The sequence below is a fragment of the Planosporangium spinosum genome, assembly GCF_049999945.1.
Classification (GTDB): Bacteria; Actinomycetota; Actinomycetes; order Mycobacteriales; family Micromonosporaceae; genus Planosporangium; species Planosporangium spinosum.
Window position 1 is genome coordinate 110,330 of the sequence record NZ_JBLYUB010000005.1, and the last position, 18,330, is coordinate 128,659.

At 72.9% G+C, this 18,330-nt stretch carries 17 protein-coding genes; 11 read left to right on the forward strand and 6 right to left on the reverse strand.

The window, feature by feature from the left end:
• Positions 1–119: 119 nt before the first annotated feature.
• The 5 genes from ACNTMW_RS09015 (at position 120) to guaA (ending at position 7,499) form a co-directional block, all read left to right on the forward strand.
• Positions 120–1,346: an ABC transporter substrate-binding protein gene (locus tag ACNTMW_RS09015; protein ID WP_426632963.1), complete on the forward strand. Its 1,227-nt coding sequence runs from the start codon at positions 120–122 to the stop codon at positions 1,344–1,346.
• Positions 1,343–2,494, forward strand: a complete 1,152-nt coding sequence (locus tag ACNTMW_RS09020) for a substrate-binding domain-containing protein (protein ID WP_426632964.1) — start codon at positions 1,343–1,345, stop codon at positions 2,492–2,494. Before ACNTMW_RS09015 ends, ACNTMW_RS09020 begins: the two co-directional genes overlap by 4 nt.
• Positions 2,495–2,604: 110 nt before the next feature.
• Positions 2,605–4,311 carry an FAD-dependent oxidoreductase gene (locus ACNTMW_RS09025; RefSeq protein WP_426632965.1) on the forward strand — a complete coding sequence of 569 codons (1,707 nt, stop codon included), beginning with the start codon at positions 2,605–2,607 and terminating at the stop codon, positions 4,309–4,311.
• A 146-nt stretch (positions 4,312–4,457) separates the two neighbouring features.
• Positions 4,458–5,903 (forward strand): ammonium transporter, encoded by a 1,446-nt coding sequence (locus ACNTMW_RS09030; RefSeq protein ID WP_426632966.1) that lies wholly within the window; start codon positions 4,458–4,460, stop codon positions 5,901–5,903.
• 42 nt (positions 5,904–5,945) lie between these two features.
• Complete coding sequence (guaA, locus tag ACNTMW_RS09035) at positions 5,946–7,499, forward strand: glutamine-hydrolyzing GMP synthase (RefSeq protein WP_426632967.1); 1,554 nt, start codon at positions 5,946–5,948, stop codon at positions 7,497–7,499.
• Between the two features lie 16 nt (positions 7,500–7,515).
• Here the strand turns inward: guaA and ACNTMW_RS09040 are convergent, their stop codons facing one another.
• A complete protein-coding gene (locus ACNTMW_RS09040; RefSeq protein WP_426632968.1) occupies positions 7,516–7,767 on the reverse strand; it encodes a PspC domain-containing protein in 252 nt (83 codons plus the stop codon).
• Positions 7,768–7,928: 161 nt separating this feature from the next.
• On the opposite strand from ACNTMW_RS09040, the gene ACNTMW_RS09045 reads away from it, so the two are divergent.
• The 3 genes from ACNTMW_RS09045 to ACNTMW_RS09055 all read left to right on the forward strand — a co-directional run bounded on the left by ACNTMW_RS09045 (position 7,929) and on the right by ACNTMW_RS09055 (position 11,177).
• Positions 7,929–8,894: an NUDIX domain-containing protein gene (locus ACNTMW_RS09045; RefSeq protein ID WP_426632969.1), complete on the forward strand. Its 966-nt coding sequence runs from the start codon at positions 7,929–7,931 to the stop codon at positions 8,892–8,894.
• Between the two features lie 123 nt (positions 8,895–9,017).
• Positions 9,018–9,830 carry an NUDIX hydrolase gene (locus tag ACNTMW_RS09050; RefSeq protein WP_426632970.1) on the forward strand — a complete coding sequence of 271 codons (813 nt, stop codon included), beginning with the start codon at positions 9,018–9,020 and terminating at the stop codon, positions 9,828–9,830.
• Between the two features lie 306 nt (positions 9,831–10,136).
• On the forward strand, positions 10,137–11,177 hold the full coding sequence (locus tag ACNTMW_RS09055; RefSeq protein WP_426633157.1) for a CDP-alcohol phosphatidyltransferase family protein: 1,041 nt from the start codon (positions 10,137–10,139) through the stop codon (positions 11,175–11,177).
• An 85-nt stretch (positions 11,178–11,262) separates the two neighbouring features.
• Here the strand turns inward: ACNTMW_RS09055 and ACNTMW_RS09060 are convergent, their stop codons facing one another.
• The 3 genes from ACNTMW_RS09060 to ACNTMW_RS09070 all read right to left on the reverse strand — a co-directional run bounded on the left by ACNTMW_RS09060 (position 11,263) and on the right by ACNTMW_RS09070 (position 14,851).
• Positions 11,263–12,516: a phosphatidylserine decarboxylase gene (locus tag ACNTMW_RS09060; protein ID WP_426632971.1), complete on the reverse strand. Its 1,254-nt coding sequence runs from the start codon at positions 12,514–12,516 to the stop codon at positions 11,263–11,265.
• A gap of 161 nt (positions 12,517–12,677) precedes the next feature.
• Complete coding sequence (locus ACNTMW_RS09065; RefSeq protein ID WP_426632972.1) at positions 12,678–12,944, reverse strand: hypothetical protein; 267 nt, start codon at positions 12,942–12,944, stop codon at positions 12,678–12,680.
• A complete protein-coding gene (locus ACNTMW_RS09070; protein ID WP_426632973.1) occupies positions 12,941–14,851 on the reverse strand; it encodes a PspC domain-containing protein in 1,911 nt (636 codons plus the stop codon). The genes ACNTMW_RS09065 and ACNTMW_RS09070 overlap by 4 nt, the downstream gene beginning before the upstream one ends.
• 163 nt (positions 14,852–15,014) lie before the next feature.
• Here ACNTMW_RS09070 and ACNTMW_RS09075 point away from each other — a divergent pair, with 163 nt between their 5' ends.
• From ACNTMW_RS09075 to ACNTMW_RS09085, 3 genes are read left to right on the forward strand one after another with little or no spacing between them, the layout of a single operon-like run.
• Positions 15,015–16,259 carry an ATP-binding protein gene (locus tag ACNTMW_RS09075; protein ID WP_426632974.1) on the forward strand — a complete coding sequence of 415 codons (1,245 nt, stop codon included), beginning with the start codon at positions 15,015–15,017 and terminating at the stop codon, positions 16,257–16,259.
• Positions 16,252–16,383, forward strand: a complete 132-nt coding sequence (locus ACNTMW_RS09080; RefSeq protein ID WP_426632975.1) for a hypothetical protein — start codon at positions 16,252–16,254, stop codon at positions 16,381–16,383. Before ACNTMW_RS09075 ends, ACNTMW_RS09080 begins: the two co-directional genes overlap by 8 nt.
• A complete protein-coding gene (locus ACNTMW_RS09085; RefSeq protein WP_426632976.1) occupies positions 16,380–17,030 on the forward strand; it encodes a response regulator in 651 nt (216 codons plus the stop codon). Before ACNTMW_RS09080 ends, ACNTMW_RS09085 begins: the two co-directional genes overlap by 4 nt.
• Positions 17,031–17,105: 75 nt before the next feature.
• Here ACNTMW_RS09085 and ACNTMW_RS09090 read toward each other — a convergent pair whose 3' ends face one another.
• Both ACNTMW_RS09090 and ACNTMW_RS09095 read right to left on the reverse strand, forming a co-directional pair.
• On the reverse strand, positions 17,106–17,846 hold the full coding sequence (locus ACNTMW_RS09090) for a PIG-L deacetylase family protein (protein WP_426632977.1): 741 nt from the start codon (positions 17,844–17,846) through the stop codon (positions 17,106–17,108).
• A 143-nt stretch (positions 17,847–17,989) separates the two neighbouring features.
• Positions 17,990–18,301: a chorismate mutase gene (locus ACNTMW_RS09095; protein WP_426632978.1), complete on the reverse strand. Its 312-nt coding sequence runs from the start codon at positions 18,299–18,301 to the stop codon at positions 17,990–17,992.
• Positions 18,302–18,330: the final 29 nt, after the last annotated feature.

Genomic DNA, 18,330 nt, shown 5'->3' on the forward strand with positions numbered 1-18,330 from the left:
GGCTGACCAGTCAATCGTCGAGCCGGTCACAAAAATGCCCACCGGCCGGTGGGTTTGATCGATGCCGGTTGACCAGGAAGGATACGGCCGCCGATATCAGCAGGGAGGAAGGAGCACGCGTGTTCGCGCCCCGACGAGCGGCACTGGCGTCCGCCGTCGCGCTGGTAGCCGGCGCACCCGTGCTCACCGGCTGCACCATCACCACGTCGGCGACGCCGCGGGTGCCGGGCAGCGTCGTGATCGGACTGCTGGCCCCGACCAACGACGGTACGGCCGTGGCCAGCCGCCCGGCGGTACAGGGCGCGCGGCTCGCCGTGGACGTCGTCAACGTCGCGTACCCCGGGCTTCCGCTCCCGCTCGGCGCCTCCGCCGGCCTGGCCCGGGGTAGCCGGATCTCGCTCGTGGTCGCCGACACCAAGGGTGACGGGGAGACCGGCGGGCAGGCCACCGACTCGCTGGTACGGCAGGCGCACCCGGCCGGCATCGTGGTGGCCGACTCCGCCGACGTGGTCAGGACCGTCAGCCGGCACACCGAGGACGCCCTGGTGCCGCTCGTCGACGCCGCTGCGTCCGCGGACTACCTGGCCGAGTTGGGGCACGAGTGGTACTTCCGGATCGGCCCGTCCGACCGGATGATGCTGGCGACGGCGCTGGCCGCGGTGCGGCAGGGCACGCCGGCGGCCCGCCGGGTCGTGGTGCTCGACGGCGCGGGCGGCCAGGTCCTCGGCGGTGCCCCGGACCTGCCGGACCTGGCCCAGGCGCGGGGCTTCGCGGTGGTGGCCCGGCTGCCCCTCGGCGTGGCCGGCGCCGGTGCGGCGGAGCTGGCCGACAGGGTGGGCGCGCAGCGGCCGGACGCGGTCGTCGCGCTCGCCGGTACCGCCGCGGAGGCGGCCGCGGCCGGCGAGGTGGCGCAGCGGCTGAAGGGCGTCCCGGTGGTCGCGCTGGGCCCGGGTATCAACGGCGCCGGCGCGGACCTGCGGGGAGTCCTGTGCGCTACCGGCTGGTCGGCGGACTTCACCAGCCGCAACCCGGTCGCGCGGGCCGTCGGCGAGCTGTACCGGCAGCGCTACGGCGCACCGATGAACGAGGCGGCCGCGAACGCGTTCACCTCCGTGCTGACCCTGGCCGTGGCCGTCGACAAGGTCGGTACGACCGACACCACCGCCGTCCGGGCCGCGCTGCGGCAGGTCGACCTGTCCGCCACCGAGATCATCAATCCCTGGGACGGCGTCCGGTTCGACACCGACGGGCAGAACCCGCTGGCCGGCAGCGTGGTCGAGCAGTGGGTCGGCGACGGCCCGCGGATCGCGTACCCGCGTGAACTGGCACCGCGGGGAGCGCAGTGATCGCCCGGCGGGTGGTCGCCGCGGTCACCGCCGTGGGGCTGCTGGTCGCCGGCTGTGCCACCCCGGGAGGCGGCGGCGCGGCAGGCGGCGCGGCCCCGTCCCGCGACGCCGGCGACCTGTCCGGGGTCTGTCCGGCGACGGTCGTGGTGCAGTTGCCGTGGACCCCGCAGGCCGAGTACGGCGGGCTCTACCACCTGGTCGGGCCCGACCCCGCGATCGACCCGGCCCGCCGTAGCGTCGCCGGGGCGCTGGTGTCGGCCGGCCGCGACACCGGGGTGCGCATCGAGCTGCGGTCCGGCGGCCCGACCACGGGCATCGAGAGCGTGGTGGCCCGGATGTACGCCGACCCGTCCGTCATGCTGGGGGAGGTCTCCACCGACGACGCCATCGCGCTGTCCGCGCGGCAGCCGGTGGTCGCGGTGCTGGCCCCGCTGGACAAGGCGCCGTACATGATCCAGTGGGATCCCCGGCAGCACCCGGAGTTCCACTCGATCGCCGATGTCGGCATGTCGAGCACCACGGTGTCGTACGTCGGCGGTGCCACGTACATGGAGGTCCTCGTCGGCTCCGGGGTGCTGCGCCGTGACCAGGTCGACGGCTCGTACGACGGTTCCCCGGCGCGCTGGCTGGCCAGCGGTGGCCGGATCGCGCAGCAGGGCTTCGCCACGAGCGAGCCGTACCTGTACGAGAAGATCCTTCCGCAGTGGAAGCGGCGGGTGGAGTTCCAGCTCATCCACGACGCGGGCTACCCGATCTATCCGGAGGCGCTGGTTGTGCGCACCGACCGCCGAGCCGAGCACGCGGCCTGTCTGAAGCGGCTGGTGCCGGTGATCCAGCGGTCCCAGGTCGAGTTCGTCAAGGACCCGGACGCCACCATCGACCTGATCGTGCGGGCCAACGAGGCGTTCGGAGGCCCGACGTACCCGGCCGAGCTGGCCCGGTACTCCGTCGCGCAGCAGGTCAAGCTCGGCATCGTCGGCAACGGCGCGAACACCACGCTGGGCGACTTCGCCGCCGACCGGGTACAGAAGGTCATCGACGTGGTGACGCCGGCCTTCGCCGGACAGCGCCGCGAGGTGAAGCCGGGGCTGACCGTCGCTGACCTGTGTACGAACGAGTTCGTCGACGCCTCGATCGGGCTCCGGTAGCGCCCTCGGCCGGGGCGTGCGGTGGCGACTCCCGATCGAACGTTCACGATCTTGGGGGAGATCCCCGGTGGAGGTCTTCCCAAATCCTTACTCGTGAGTAACCATGTGGCATGCGGTACGACGTGGTGATCATCGGCTCCGGCTTCGGCGGCAGCGTGTCCGCGTTGCGCCTGGTCGAGAAGGGGTACAAGGTCGCCGTCCTGGAGGCCGGTCGGCGGTTCGCCGACGACGAGTTCCCGAAGACGTCGTGGCGTTCCAGGAAGTTCCTGTGGGCCCCGGCGCTCGGCTGCTACGGCATCCAGCGCATCAACCTGCTGCGCGACGTCCTCGTACTGTCCGGGGCCGGCGTCGGCGGTGGCTCGCTGGTCTACGCCAACACGCTGTACCGGCCGCTGCCCCCGTTCTACGCCGACCCGCAGTGGGCCGGCATCACCGACTGGGAGTCCGAGCTCGCGCCCCACTACGACCAGGCCGAGCGGATGCTCGGCGTGGTCACCTACCACCGGATGACCCGGGCCGACGAGGTGATGAAGCGGGTGGCCGCCCGGATGGGCGTGGCGGACACGTTCCACCCGACCCCGGTCGGCGTGTACTTCGGACAGTCCGGCGTGGACCCGTACTTCGGCGGCGTCGGGCCGGTCCGCAACTCCTGCACCCACTGCGGCGCCTGCATGACCGGGTGCCGGGTCAACGCCAAGAACACCCTGGTCAAGAACTACCTGTACCTGGCGGAGCGGGCGGGCGCCGAGGTGCACCCGCTGACCACCGTCGACGTGGTGCGGCCCGCCTCGCAGGGCGGTGGCTACGTCATCACGGCGCACCGGACCGGGCGGTCGTGGAAGCGCCGCACCTTCGAGGCCGACCAGGTGATCTTCGCGGCCGGTGCGCTCGGCACCCAGCGGGTCCTGCACCGGTCCAGGGCGGCCGGTGCGCTGCCGAACCTGTCGCCGCGGCTGGGCGCCCTGACCCGGACCAACTCCGAGGCGATCCTGGGCGCGCGGACCTTCCGCAAGGACGCCGACTACACCGACGGCGTCGCGATCACCAGTTCGTTCCACCCCGACGCGAGCACCCACATCGAGCCGGTCCGCTACGGCAAGGGCTCCAACGCGATGGGCCTGCTGCAGACCGTGCTCACCGACGGCGGGCCGCACCGGATGCTGCGCTGGTGGGGCGTGTTCTTCCAGCACCCGATCAAGCACCTGCGGGCGCTGTCGGTGCGCAGATGGTCGGAGAAGACGGTCATCGCTCTGGTCATGCAGTCGCTGGACAACTCGCTGCAGACCCACTACAAGCGGGGCTGGCTGGGGCGCCGGCGGCTGACTACTACCCAGGGGTCGACCGGTCTGGGTCGCGGCGTGGCGCTGGACACGCCGAGCCAGACTGGTCGAGGTGCGCCCAACCCGACCTGGATCCCGGCCGGCAACCAGGCCGCGCGGCTGCTCGCCGAGGAGATCGACGGCGTGCCCGGTGGCTCCTGGGGTGAGGTGTTCAACATCCCGATGACCGCGCACATCCTGGGCGGCGCGCCGATCGGCGCCGACGCGTCGAAGGGCGTGATCGACCCGTACCACCGGGTCTTCGGCCACCCCGGCCTGCACGTCGTCGACGGGGCGGCGGTCAGCGCCAACCTGGGCGTGAACCCGTCGCTGACGATCACCGCGCAGGCCGAGCGCGCGATGTCGATGTGGCCCAACAGGGGCGACGCCGACCCCCGGCCGCCACTGGGATCGGAGTACCGGCCGGTCGACGCGGTCGCGCCCCGGCAGCCGGCCGTGCCGGCGACCGCGCCCGCCGCGCTGCGCCCGACCTCTTAACGATCTTGGGCACGGGTGCCGACCGGGGACGGCACACGTGTCCAAGATCCGGGAGAGTTCACCCCGGGTAATCCGCCCGAAACTCACCCGAAATCCCCCGACGACAGGGTGAAGGGGAGTCTCGCCGATCCACCCCGGAGGCACCGGTGGATCCCTATCCCGGCTGGCTGAACCCGGGCGACAACGCCTGGCAGTTGGTGGCCGCCACGCTCGTCGGCCTCATGAGCATCCCGGGCCTGGCGCTGCTGTACGGCGGGCTGGTGCAGCGCAAGTGGGTCGTCAACACGATGCTCATGGCGTTCACCGGATTCGCGCTGGTCCTCGTCGCCTGGGTGCTCTACGAGTTCAGCATGGCGTTCGGGCGGCCACTGCGCCTGGGCCCCGGCATCCTGGGCGGCTTCGTCGGCGTACCGCACCCGATCCTCGATTCCGGGTCGCTGCAGGGGAGAGCCCGGATCCCGCTGCTCGACGGCGCGATGCCCGACTTCCGGTACCCCAGAGCGACCCTGGCCTACTTCCACTTCGCGTTCGCCGCGATCACCCCGCTGCTGTTCCTGGGCTCGGTACTCGGCCGGATGAGCTTCAAAGCCTGGCTCGCGTTCGTGCCGCTGTGGTCGGGCCTGGTGTACTCGGTCAACGCCTTCCTGCTCTGGGGCGGCGGTTGGTGGGGGCACGCCGGTGCGCTGGACTACAGCGGCGGGTACGTCATCCACCTGGCCGCCGGCACGACCGGCTTCACCGCGGCGGCGGTGATCGGTCCCCGCCTGGCCCGCGACCGGGCCCGTCCGCTGCCCAACAACCTGCCCATGGTGGCGGCCGGCGCCGGCATCCTCTGGCTGGGCTGGAACGGCTTCAACGGCGGCGACATGTACTTCGGTGGCGCGAACGCGGCGGCGGCGGTCCTCAACACCAATCTCGCGGCCGCCGTGGCGCTGCTGACCTGGCTGCTTCTGGACATGTCGGCCGGACCGCAGCGCAAGCCCACCTTCCTGGGCGCCATCAACGGCATGATCACCGGCTTGGTGGCGATCACGCCGGCAGCCGGGTTCGTCAGTGGCTGGGGTGCGCTGCTGACCGGTGTCGTCGCGTCGGCCGTGGTGTGGCTGTCGTGGAACCGGTTGTCGCGGCTGGCCCTCTTCCGCCGGGTCGACGACACGCTCGGCGTGTTCCACACCCACGGCGTCGCGGGCCTGACCGGCGGTCTGCTGGTCGGCCTGCTGGCAGACCCCGCCATGGCGGTGTATCTCAAGCCGGACGGGTCGAGCGCGGTCGCCGCGGCCGGCCTGATCTACGGGCACCCCCGGCAACTGGCGCTCCAGGCGGGCGCCGCGGTCACGGTCATCGTGTGGGACGCCGCCCTGACGTTCGCCATCCTCAAGCTGATCGGGCGGGTCGTGCCGCTGCGCCTGCCCGACGACGTCCTCGACACCGGCGACCTGGGCGTACACGACGAGGAGGCGTACCCGTCCGAGCCGGCGACGCCGGCGCCGCAGGCGCCTGCGGCGCCGGTGCCGCGGGCTCGGACCAGCGCCCAGACCGTGATCCTGAAGAGTTCACGCGGTCAGGGCCCCACGAAGTCCCCAGGATCATGACGGATTTCAGGTGCACCTGCGGCGCCGGATAGGCTCGGCGTCATGAGCACGCCGCCGCCGGTCCTCGTCGTCGACTTCGGAGCCCAGTACGCGCAGTTGATCGCCCGTCGGGTGCGCGAGGCCAACGTCTACTCCGAGTTGGTACCGCACTCGATGCCGGTGGAGCAGATGCTGGCCCGCAGGCCGTCCGCGATCATCCTGTCCGGCGGGCCGTCGAGCGTCTACGAGGAGGGCGCGCCGCAGGTCGACCCGGCCCTCTTCGACGCCGGGGTGCCGGTCTTCGGCATCTGCTACGGCTTCCAGGCGATGGCGCGCGCGCTCGGGGGTGAGGTGGCGCACACCGGCCGGCGCGAGTTCGGTGGCACGCCCCTCCACATCTCGGACCAGCCGGGCGTCCTGCTGGAGGGCCTGCCGGCCGAGCAGTCGGTGTGGATGAGCCACGGGGACAGCGTCTCGGCCGCGCCGCCCGGGTTCACCGTCACCGCCGGGTCGCCGGGCGCCCAGGTGGCCGCGTTCGAGAATCCGGACCGGCGGCTGGCCGGGGTGCAGTTCCACCCCGAGGTGGCGCACACCCCGCACGGCCAGGAGATCCTGCGCCGGTTCCTGACCGGCATCGCGGGCGTCGAGCCGACCTGGACCAACGAGGAGATCATCGACGAGCAGGTCCGGGCGATCCGCGCACAGGTCGGCGACAAGCAGGTGCTCTGTGCGCTGTCCGGTGGGGTCGACTCGGCGGTGGCCGCCGCGCTGGTCCACAAGGCGGTCGGCGACCAGCTCACCTGCGTCTTCGTCGACCACGGGCTGCTGCGGGCGGGCGAGGCCGAGCAGGTCGAGCAGGACTACGTCGCGGCCACCGGCATCAAGCTGAAGGTGGTCGACGCGGCGGACCGGTTCCTCGGCGCGCTCGCGGGCGTGACCGACCCGGAGCAGAAGCGCAAGATCGTCGGCCGCGAGTTCATCCGCGTCTTCGAACAGGCGGCCCGCGAGGTCGCGGCCGAGAACGACGTCGAGTTCCTGGTGCAGGGCACCCTGTACCCCGACGTGGTGGAGTCCGGCGGGGGCACCGGTACGGCCAACATCAAGTCCCACCACAACGTGGGTGGCCTGCCCGAGGACCTGACGTTCACGCTCATCGAGCCGCTGCGGACGCTGTTCAAGGACGAGGTGCGCGCGATCGGTGCCGCCCTCGGCCTGCCCGAGGAGATCGTCCAGCGGCACCCGTTCCCCGGCCCCGGCCTGTCCATCCGGATCATCGGCGAGGTCACCCGGGACCGCCTGGAGGTGCTGCGCGCCGCCGACAAGATCGCCCGCGAGGAGCTGACCGCCGCCGGGTTGGACCGGGCGATCTGGCAGGTACCGGTGGTCCTGCTGGCCGACGTGCGAAGCGTGGGGGTGCAGGGCGACGGGCGCACGTACGGGCACCCGATCGTGCTGCGGCCGGTGTCGAGCGAGGACGCCATGACGGCCGACTGGTCGCGACTGCCCTACGACGTGATCGCCCGGATCTCCACCCGGATCACCAACGAGGTGCCGGAGGTCAACCGGGTCGTCCTGGACGTCACCAGCAAACCTCCGGGCACCATCGAGTGGGAGTGATCCCACCCGCCGCGCCTCACGCGGCCGGTGGGGTGGTGGGCGCCGTCGTGGTCCAGGTGGTCGGCTGCTGCGGCGCCTCCGGCATCACCATCCACAGCACGGGGTACGCCAGCAGCGCGCCGCCGCCGGTGACGAAGGCGAGCACGACGAACAGCACCCGGACGATCGTCGGGTCCATCCGGGAGTAGTCGGCGATGCCGCCGCAGACGCCGGCGAGCATGCGGTCGGTACGGGAGCGGTAGAGCCTGCGGTACGCGTTCTCTGTCATGCCTCCACGATGCGGGGTGACCGGCCTGTTCCGCCTCGGGTGAGGCCCGGATTCGGGACCCTGATCAATCCCCGATACCGTCCCTGACCCTGCGGGTGAAGTCAGTGTCAGCAATCCGACAGTGTCACGGTCAGGTAACGTCTCTCGGCCAGAATTTCGCCGTGACGCCCGCTCTCGAACCTCTTCGCAAGATCGCGGCCTACGCCCTCTGTGTCGACCCCGCCGACCGGGTCCTCCTGGTCCGGGCGTCGCCCCGGTCGGGTACGCCAGGAGTCTGGTCGCTGCCCGGCGGCGCGGTCGACCACGGCGAGCACCCGCTCGACACCGTCGTGCGCGAGACCGCCGCGGAGACCGGCCTGTCGGTCACCGTGACGCGGCTGCGCGACGTCCTCGCCGACATGCGCGCGCTGCCCAGCCGCGGCATCGTGCTGCACACCGACCGGCTGCTGTACGAGGTGGCGATCCGCGGCGGCGCGCTGCGCGACCGGGTGGGCCAGCCCACCGACCTCGCCCGCTGGTTCACCCTCGGCGAGGCCGCGGCGCTGCCACTGCGCCCGTTCACGGCGACGGCCCTGGACCTGCCGCCGGCACCGGTCGACCTGCGGCCGGACGAGCCGCCGGAGGTGCCGTCGTTCTACGCGGTGCCCGGGCCGGACGGCCTGCACCGCGCCCAACGCTTCGCCGCGTACGCCGTGGCGACCGACCCGCAGGGGCGGGTGCTGCTGACCCGGGTGGCGCCGGGGTACCCGGGCGGTGGCAGCTGGCACCTGCCCGGCGGCGGCACCGACTACGGCGAGCAGCCCGGTGTGGCCCTGCTGCGGGAGCTGATCGAGGAGACCGGCCAGCGCGGCCACCTCGTCGAGCTGCTCGGTGTGGCCAGCCACCGGGACGCCGCCTCGCTCGGCCCCGAGGGGTACCCGATCGACTGGCACGGCGTGCGCGCGTTCTACCGGGTACGGGTGCCGCGGCCGACCCCGCCGAAGGTGCTGGACGTGGGCGGCTCCACCGACCAGGCCCGGTGGTTCGCGCCGGCCGAGCTCGCCGGCCTGCCCCGCACCGAGGTGACCGAGGAGGCACTGCACCGGGCCGGCCTGCTGGCCGGCGAGGCGCTGCACCGGTCGGCCTGACCTGACGGGTGAGCGCTGCACCGGTCGGCCTGACCTTGACGGGTGAGCGCGGCACTTCGCCCGTCCGATGTGACCGGTGAGGGCCGCACCGGTGTGATCCGACCTGCGGGTAGCGTCGGCCGCGTGGAGGAGACGGCGCGACAGCGGCGCATCGGCGCGTACGGCATCTGCACCGACGACGGGCTGGTCCTGCTGTGCCGGGCCGCACAGGCCGTGCTGGAGCTACCCGGCGGCGCCGTCGACCAGGGTGAGCACCCGGCCGACGCGGTGGTGCGCACGGTCGCGGCGCAGACCGGTCTGACGGTGGCCGTCACCGGGCTGCGCGACGCGGTCAGCGACGTCGTCCGGGGGCCTGCGGGGTGTACGCACAACGACCGGTTGCTGTTCGACGTCCGGGTGATCGGCGGTGCGGCGGCCGGACCGGTCGAGTGGGTCCCGGTGGCGGACGCGCCGGCCGTACCCTTGCAGGAGGTCGTCGGTGCGGCGCGGCCGCCGCGTTCGGTGCAGCGGTTCGGCGCGTACGGGCTGGTGACCGATCCGGCGGGGCGGGTGCTGCTGACGCAGATCGCTGCGGGCTACCCGGGTGCGGGGGAGTGGCATCTGCCGGGCGGCGGCACCGACTTCGGCGAGGCTCCCACCGCGGGCCTGCTGCGGGAGTTGGCCGAGGAGGCCGATCAGCGCGGCCGGATCACCGAGTTGTTGGGGCTGTCCAGCGGTCACAACCCGGCCGCGGTCGGGCCGGAGGGCTACCCGATCGACTGGCACGTGGTCCGGGTGCACTACCGGGTCGCGGTCGACGAGCCGTCACACCCCCGGGTGATCGAGGGCGCGGGCGGCTCGACGGCGCGGGCGGCCTGGTTCCGCCCCGGTGAGCTGGCTGATCTTCGTTTGACACTATCTGCAAAAAGGGTCATCGACGGCCATTTCTCCTCTTGACCGTGGACCGGCTCACATGCGGTCGGCGGCAGCGATGCTCGTCGCTACAATGGACGTTGGGTTAGCCATTTCGCTACTGAAAGTAGCGACTATTTATGCCGTTCGCCCCATTCGCGGCGCTTCGAGAAGAAAGATCTGGCGCTGGGCATCGCCAATCCTGGCTTCCGTATGCGATGGTGTAGGCCGCAAACCGCGCGGGTGGGAACCCCGTTCCTGCAGTGGAGGATTTAGGTGCCGAGAGCCCCTTGGCGTCGGCGTCGTACGACGGACAGCCCGCGTCCCGCGGGTCGCGGATGGGCCGGGCGGCTGCGCCGCAGCGGCTCGCTCGCCCGGCAGGTGCTTCTCGTCGGCCGTCCCGGCCAACGACACACCGAGTCGGTGTCCGGTGCGACGACGCTCATTTTGCCGGAGCACCGTGACCTCGACGGCCGCCGAGCCGGTCAGGTCCGGTTGCGTCGCCGTACGAGGGCGGTTCCGTCCGCGCCCTACGCCGCACCGACGAGCACGGTCGTCGTACCGGCCGCCCCCGCCGTGTCCGCGGAGTCTGTCACCGTGCCGTTGAAGCCGCCGACCGCGTCCGGCGCGGCGTCGTTGAACCCGCCGACCGCGTCCGGCGCGGCGCCGGCCGCCGAGGCCGGACCGACCGGGGGGCTGTCGATCCCGCTCCTGCCGGGCGACCCCACGCTGGCACGGCGGCTGCGCTTCGCCGCCGTCAACGCGTGCACCGTCAGCAGCCTGCTGCTCGGCATGTCGGCCATCTTCCTGGCGCTCAACGGTGGCTACGTGCGGTGGGCGGCGCTGTGTCTGATCGCCTGCGTCGTGTTCGACGGGCTCGACGGGGCGCTGGCCCGCAAGTTGGGGGTCGCCAGCCCGTTCGGCGCCCAGATGGACTCGCTGGCCGACATGTGCTCGTTCGGCATCGCGGCGCCGGTCGTCGTGTACGCCTGGCTCGCCGGTTCGGCGCCGGCGTGGCTGGCCATGCCGGCCTGCGCGCTGGTCGCCGTGTGTGCCGCGATCCGACTGGCCCGGTTCAACGTCTCGCCCAAGGACGGCCGGTTCTTCTGCGGCGTGCCGACGACCATGGTCGCGGCGGTGCTCGCCCTGGGCACGCTGATCGAGCCGCAACTGCCGCCGGCCGGCCGGCTCGGGGCGGTCGCCATGCTCGCCCTGGCGATGGTGTCGAGCTTCCCGTACGCGAAGTTGCCCCGGCTGCTGCGGCTTCCCCCGTGGCTGCTGGTCCTGCCGGCGGTGGGCGCGCTGATCGACTACCGGCTGACGTTCGCCGGGGTCGTGATGGCCTACCTGGTCAGTGGCCCGCTCGTCTGGCTGCGCCAGCGCACGGCGTAGTCACCACCGACGTCGTCACGTAACGAGGGCGCCCCTCCCCGGCACAGGCCGGGAGAGGGGCGCCCTCTTCGGTGTCCGGGGACGCCTACCGCCAGCGGGCGATCACCGTCACGCCACCTACCACCTTGTCGGCGGGGGCGACCTCCGGGACGGCCCGGTCGGCGGGCAGGTAGACGTCGGTCCGCGAGCCGAACCGGATCAGGCCGAACCGCTCGCCCCGGGCCAGCAGCGACCCGACCGGGGCCCGCTGCACGATCCGCCGGGCGATCAGCCCGGTCCGCTGGGCCACCACGACCCGCCCGTACGCGGTGTCGAGCACCGTGTACGCCGCGACGTTGTGCTCGGCGGCGGCCTTCATGGCGGCCGCGTACCCGCCGTCCTCGACGAAGTGCTCGACCACCCGGCCGGCCACCGGCGCGCGGTTGACGTGCACGTCCAGCACGGACAGGAAGACCGCGATCCGCAGGAACTCGCCGTCGCCGAAGCGCTCGTCATGCAGGCGCTCCACCGAGAGCACCTTGCCGTCGCTGGCCGCCACGACAGCCTTCGGGTCCTCCGGGGTCTCCCGCTGCGGATCCCGGAAGAACGCCGCGACCGGCGCCGCCGCCAGGGCCGGTACCAGCCAGAGCTTCGACTTGGGGCGGGCGGCCTTGGCCAGCGCGGCGAGGCCGAGCGCGATGCCGGCCGCCGCGACGCCGTTGGAGTCGATGTTCATGCCCCGGGTCAGCGCGACGCTGGAGGGCCGGTACGCCGGGAGTATCCGCTCGACCACCGCCTGGTCGGCGGCCGTGTAGCGCAGCCGGTGTACCCGGACCGGCGGCACGTTGCGTAGCACCAGGTCGTTGCCGACGCCGTACAGGGCGGCCTGCCGCTCGATCTCGTCGGCCGCGCCGCTCGGCAGCGTGGTCGCCGGTACGACCAGCGACAGGACGCCGCCCGAGTTCATGGTCTTGACCAGTTCCTCCAGCCGCGACCGGGTCTCCTCGGCCGTGCCGGACAGCGGCTCGGCCAGGATCACGATGTCGGCCGCGTCCACCTCGCCGAGCGACTCCACCACCCGGACCCGGTCCTCGACCCACCGGCCCTGGCCGGTCAGATGGGTGCGCAGCGCGGTGGCGGCGGACTGGTCGGCCGCCACCACGGTGAGCCGGTCGTCGGGCAGCAGCGCGTCGATCGCGGCCGCGAGGACCGACGAGGCGGCGTCGGCGCCGACCAGGAGTCCTGTCTTCGGGCCGCCGTGGCGGGCCAGTTCAGCGGCGAGCACCCGGGCGGCGCGCGCCCCGATCTGGATCGGGCGCCGTGACCCGCCGGGTACGGGGACTGCGGGGAACTGCGTCAAGGTCGGCTCCTGAATCGTGACCGACCGATCCGCACCCGTGACGGTGCGGATCGGCCTGGTTCATGGTCTCGCGGGCCAGCATATTCGCCCGATCGGCGGAGTGCCTGGTGACGATCGCTCAGCTCACTTTTTGCGGGGAGCGCCTCAGCGTAGGGGGCGACTCAGCTCACGTTCCGCGGGTCGTCCTCGTCGTACGCCGGGTCGGCGTCGTACGCCGGGGCGTCGTCGGTCCGGGACCGGCGACCGGGGTCCGACCGCAGCGCCCCGACCAGGCCGAGGACACCGAAGACGATCAGAGCGGCGGCCACCAGCCAGCCGAGCTGCGGCAGCGCGAGGTCGACGGTACGGCCGAAGAACCACCAGCCGACCGCGGCCAGGAACACGAGGCCGAAGGTGAGCGAGAGCCCGTCGGTACGGTGTGCCTTCATCGGTGTACCTCCAACTTGCCGAGGTCGACGGAGGCCGTGAGCCGCAGTTGGCCCCCGCCCGGGCCGTCGGCCCCGTTGTCATGGATCTCGTGGGTGCTCGTACCCAGTCCGCCCCAGCTCTGCCCCAGCACGTCGGCGCTGCCGGCGTCGACCTGGGCGGTGACGTCCACGTCCACGTTCGGGGGCAGGATGACCACCAGCTTGCCCGCGCTGGTGCGGACGGTCACGTCGGCGCTGCGGTCGCGGAAGTCGATCTGGGACAGGTCCAGCGTGGCGTCGCCGCCGTCGGTGCGGTAGGTGCTGTTCAGCTCCGACACGCTCGTCGGCGCCCAGCTCACGCTGGCCATGGAGCGTCCCGGGCGGCCGATGTGCCAGTTGCTGGCGGTCGCGACGATGGGCAACGCGACCAGCAGGACCATGCCGGGGAAGATCAGCCAGCGGGCCCGGCCCAGCCAGGCGCCGACGACCAGGCCGAGGCCGATGACGGCGAGCGGCACCGCGATGTACGCCGAGGCCGGGTACGACTCGCCGGCCACGTCGGTGACCACCAGCGCGCCGAGCGCGAGGCAGGTCAGCGACAGCACTACCCGACCCAGCCGGGACCGCTCGCGCGGCGGCTTCGGCGGCCGCGGCGGCGCGGGCGGCGCCAGGCCCGGGTACTGCGGTGGCGGCGGCGCGCCGTACCCCAGCGACTGGGCGTACGGGCTGCTGCTCGCGTACGGGCCGTGCGGCGCGAACGGCGGGCGGTACCCCGCCGGTGCCTCTCCGGTACCCGCCTCGGTGGCGGTACGTGCCGTCGGCGCACCGGTGCCCGCCGCGAACGACGTCGTCGCGCCCGCCGGCGGAAACGACATGGTGCTGCCCGCGGCCGGGAACGGCGTCGGCGCGCTCGGGAACGGTGTCGTCACGCCCGCCGGCGGAGCGAACGGCGCGCCCGCCGGCGGAGCGAACGGCGCACCGGGCGGTGGCGGTACCGGGCCGCCGGGCTGCGGCGGCGTGTTCGCCGGGCGCCCGAAGGTGGACCCGCCCCGCGACACGAGGGCGGCCGCGCCGAGGATGACCGCCGCGCCGAGCAGCGCCGTGCGGACGGAGTTGGAGAACGCGACACCGAACATGACGACGGCGAGCACCGCCAGGCCCAGGGCGAGCGGGGCCGAGGTGCTGGAGTGGCCGCGCCCGATGAGCGCCTCGGCGGCGGAGCCGGTGTCGCCCTCGGCCGGAATGAGCAGCCAGCCGAGAACGTAGATGAGCAGACCGACGCCCCCGAAGAGGATCAGGACCCCGAGCAGCACCCGCCACAGCACCGGGTCGGTGTTCGTGGCGCGGCCGATCGCGGCGGCGACCCCGGCGAACCAGCGCCCCTGTACCGGGCGGATCAGCCCGTACTTCGTGGCGAACGCCCCGCCGGTGGGCTGCGGCGGAGGGAAGAAGCTGCCCGACGGCGGCGGGAAACCCCCGCCCGGTGGCGGGAAGCCCCCGGAAGGCGGCGGGTACCCGCCCGGCGGCGTGCCACCGGCCTCGGCCGGCTCCGGCCGTGGCTCCCCGGCCTCGGCTGGCTCCGGCCGTGGTTCCCCGGCCTCGGCGTCGGCCCCGGTCCCGGCGCTGGTGTCGACCCTGGTCCGGTCGCTGACATCGGCCTCGGCGTCGGCACCTGCCGGGTGCCCGGCCGCGGGCTCGACCTTGGTGTCAGCGTCCGTGCCGGTTGCCACGTCTGCCGGGTGCCCGGCCGCGGTGCCGACCGAGGTCGCGGCCTCGTCACCGGCCGTCGGCCCGTCGGCCGGGCGGAGCGGGATGGTGTCGTCGGGTAACCGCCGGGTCTCGTCCTGTGGCTGCCGCGCCTCGGCGCCCTGCGGTGTTTCGTCCGGGCGTGGCGCGGTCGGCCCGTTCCCGGCAGGCTTGTCGGTCATGCCATCGATGGTGCCGCCGCCGGAGCCCCAGGTACCTCAGGAATCGACCCTGAGCCGACCCTGAGTTCCCGGGCCAGGGACGGATCCGGTGGTCACGACGGCCCGGCGCATGTGACCATCGACAGCGTCACCCCTTCCTGCCCTGCTCACGAGGATGTCGCCGATGACCACGCCCATCGAGGCCCGTCGCCTGTACCGGGTGACGGACGGCCGGGTCGCCGCCGGTGTGGCGGCGGGCATCGCGGCGCACCTCAACGCGTCCGTGACGCTGGTACGCATCGCGTTCGTCGTCCTCGCGAGCTTCAGCGGCCTGGGTGCGCTGCTGTACGCCGCCTTCTGGGCGGTCCTGCCGACCCAGCCCGGCGAGCGGACCAGTACCCGCAACCGCCGCCAGGTCGTACCGTTCGTCGCGCTCGGCGTCGGCATCCTGCTCGTCCAGGCGTTGTCCGGCACGGGTGGCGTGAAGTCGGTGATCGGCTGGCTGGTCGCGATCGTGGCGGTCGGCGTCGGCATCATCTGGCGGCAGGCCGACCCGAAGCGCCGGGAGCGCTGGACAGCCACCGTGCCGCAGGCCCCGTGGTTGGGCGCGGTCCTCGAAACGGACCGGCGCGGCCTGATGCTGCGGCTCGTCGGCGGAGGGGCGCTGGTGGTCGCCGGCATCATCGGTACCGTCGCGGTGGCCTCCGGCGCCGACCTGTCGGTGCTGGCCAACGGGTTGCTGTTCGCCGGCCTGGCGCTCGCCGGCGTCGGGCTCGCGCTGGCGCCGCTGCTGTGGCGGGTCTTCGGCCAGTTGCGGGCCGAGCGCGAGGCCCGCATCCGCGAGCAGGAGCGCGCCGACATCGCCGCGATGATCCACGACCAGGTGCTGCACACGCTCGCACTGATCCAGCGCAATGCCGGTGACACCAAGGCCGTGCTGCGGCTGGCCCGCGGCCAGGAGCGCACCCTGCGCGGCTGGCTGTACAAGTCGACCGCCTCGCCGGCCGAGCGCTTCGGCGCTGCCCTGGAGGAGGCCGCCGCGGAGGTCGAGGACACCTACACGGTCGCCGTCGAGGTGGTCATCGTCGGTGACCGGGACGTCGACGACCGGATCCGCGCGCTGGTGGCCGCCGCTCGGGAAGCGATGGTGAACGCCGGCAAGCATGCCGAAGTGTCCTCGGTGTCGTTGTACGCCGAGGTGGAACCGGATCAGGCCAGCGTCTTCGTGCGCGACCGCGGCGTCGGCTTCGATCCGGGAGCCGTCGACGACGACCGGCACGGCGTACGCGGGTCGATCATCGGGCGGATGAAGCGCCACGGCGGGCGGGCGGAGATCCGCAGCGAGCCGGGCGAGGGCACCGAGGTACGCCTGTTCATGCCGACTCCCGGATGGAGTCCGGTGGAGGAGAAGGAAAAGATCAGTGAGTGAGCGAAGCGAACGAACCGGTGGGCTCAGCCTGACCGAGCCTCATGCCGGCTGCGAACAGTCCGGCACGCGCAGCCGCGCGGGGCGGCCCGGACTGTTCGCCGAGCGCAGCGAGGTGGCGGCGTGAGCGAGCAGGCGCGCCTGAAGGTCTTCCTGGTCGACGACCACGCGATGTTCCGTGCCGGGGTGCGGGCCGAACTCGGCGTCCACGTCGACGTGGTGGGGGAGGCCGGTACCGTGGCCGAGGCCGTGACCAGGATCGCGCAGACCGGACCCGACGTGGTCCTGCTCGACGTGCACATGCCCGACGGGGGCGGTCGGGCGGTGCTGGAGGCGATGCGGCGTACCCATCCGCAGGTGCGGTTCCTCGCGTTGTCGGTCTCCGACGCCGCCGAGGACGTGATCGGCCTGATCCGGGCCGGCGCCCGTGGGTACGTGACGAAGACGATCTCCCCGGACGAGCTGGCCGCCGCGGTGCGCCGGGTGGCCGAGGGCGACGCGGTGTTCAGTCCCCGGCTGGCCGGGTTCGTGCTGGACGCCTTCTCGGCCCGGCCCGAGGCACAGCTCACCGACCCGGAGTTGGACCAGCTCACCAACCGTGAGCGCGAGGTGCTGCGGCTGCTGGCGCGCGGGTACGCGTACAAGGAGATCGCCAAGGAGCTGTACATCTCGATCAAGACGGTCGAGACGCACGTGTCGAACGTGCTGCGCAAGCTCCAGATGTCCAACCGGTACGAGCTGTCGCGCTGGGCCGCCGACCGGCGCCTCATCTGACCGCTTCGTAGATCTTGGACACGTAGCGGTGCCACGACGGGCCCACAGGTCCGTCACGTGTCCAAGATCCACAAGTCATTCGGTGCGGATGACGGTGAACGCCTCCGCCAGGCGCCCCTCCGGCAGCCCCAGCGTCCGTGCCATGGTCGCGTGCCGTTCGCGCAGCATCTCTTCGAACCCGTCGAGGTGACCGACCTGCGACACGTGCGCCCGGAGGGCGGCCAGCTTGCGGTCGAACGTGTTGGTGACGTCGACGGCGTGGTCGGGGGCGGGGCCACCCGAGTACCACACCTCCCGAACGGTCCAGGCCTGAAGTCCCTGGTCGGTCAGCAGGTCGCCGAACGCGAACGGGTTGCGTGAGTCCGGGTACACCGCGCAGGTGGTCGCCTCGCCGACGGCGAGGTGGTCGGGGTGGCTCGGCCCGGCGATCCGGTCCCAGCGGCGCAGCGGCGAGTTCGTGAGGATCCGGTCCGGTCGGAACCGCCGGATCGCCGCAGTGATGTCGCGCCGGAGCGCGATCGACGGCGTCACGGTGCCATCGGCGTACCCGTCGAGGAACTCCACCTGCTTGACCCCGACGCATGCCCCGGCGGCGCGCTGCTCCGCCTCGCGGAGGACCGGCATCCGCTCCCGTGGCGTGTCGTCGAAGCCGCCCGCGTCACCCCGGGTGACCAGCAGGTACGCCACGTCCAGGCCGTCGTCGACCCAGCGTGCGATGGTGCCGGCCGCGCCGAAGTCGACGTCGTCGGGGTGGGCGTGGACGCACAGTACGCGTGCGACGTCGGGCAGCGGCTGGGCGGAGGGCGGGAACGTCACGGCAACCGATGCTACGTCGGATCGGGCCGGTGTTCCGTCGGGCCGGGTGTGCCGTCGGGCCGGGTGTGCCGTCGGGCCGGTGTGCCGTCGGGTCGGGTGTGCCGTCGGGCCGGGTGTGCCGCCGGGCGGGGCCGCGCCCGCGGTTACAGCGGGCCGCGGCCGGCGCGCAGGATGAGCAGCGCGAGCTGGACGCCGTCGTCGCCGAGGACGGCGCGGAAGCGGTCGAGGATCTGGCGCTCCCGGGCGAGGACTAGGCGGGTACCGCCGGAGGCGACCCGGGTGCGGCCCACCTCCTGCGACAGGGCCGCCCGCTCCTGCCACAGGCGGATGATCGTCTCGTCGATCTCGTCGATGCGGTTGCGCAGTGACGAGATGTGCGCGTCAGGAGAGGCCGGTTCCGGCTCGGTGCTGGCTGCGGCGCTGTTGTTCGTTGCGTCCACGGTGATCGGTGCCATCTCTGTAGTCCCGTTCTCGGTAGGGCCTC

Coding starts and splice junctions, on each gene's coding strand:
- ACNTMW_RS09095 (WP_426632978.1), bottom strand. CDS start 18,301: ATGGCACCGATCACCGTGGACGCAACGAACAACAGCGCCGCAGCCAGC.
- ACNTMW_RS09075 (WP_426632974.1), top strand. CDS start 15,015: ATGACCACGCCCATCGAGGCCCGTCGCCTGTACCGGGTGACGGACGGC.
- ACNTMW_RS09065 (WP_426632972.1), bottom strand. CDS start 12,944: ATGAAGGCACACCGTACCGACGGGCTCTCGCTCACCTTCGGCCTCGTG.
- ACNTMW_RS09070 (WP_426632973.1), bottom strand. CDS start 14,851: ATGACCGACAAGCCTGCCGGGAACGGGCCGACCGCGCCACGCCCGGAC.
- ACNTMW_RS09040 (WP_426632968.1), bottom strand. CDS start 7,767: ATGACAGAGAACGCGTACCGCAGGCTCTACCGCTCCCGTACCGACCGC.
- guaA (WP_426632967.1), top strand. CDS start 5,946: ATGAGCACGCCGCCGCCGGTCCTCGTCGTCGACTTCGGAGCCCAGTAC.
- ACNTMW_RS09025 (WP_426632965.1), top strand. CDS start 2,605: ATGCGGTACGACGTGGTGATCATCGGCTCCGGCTTCGGCGGCAGCGTG.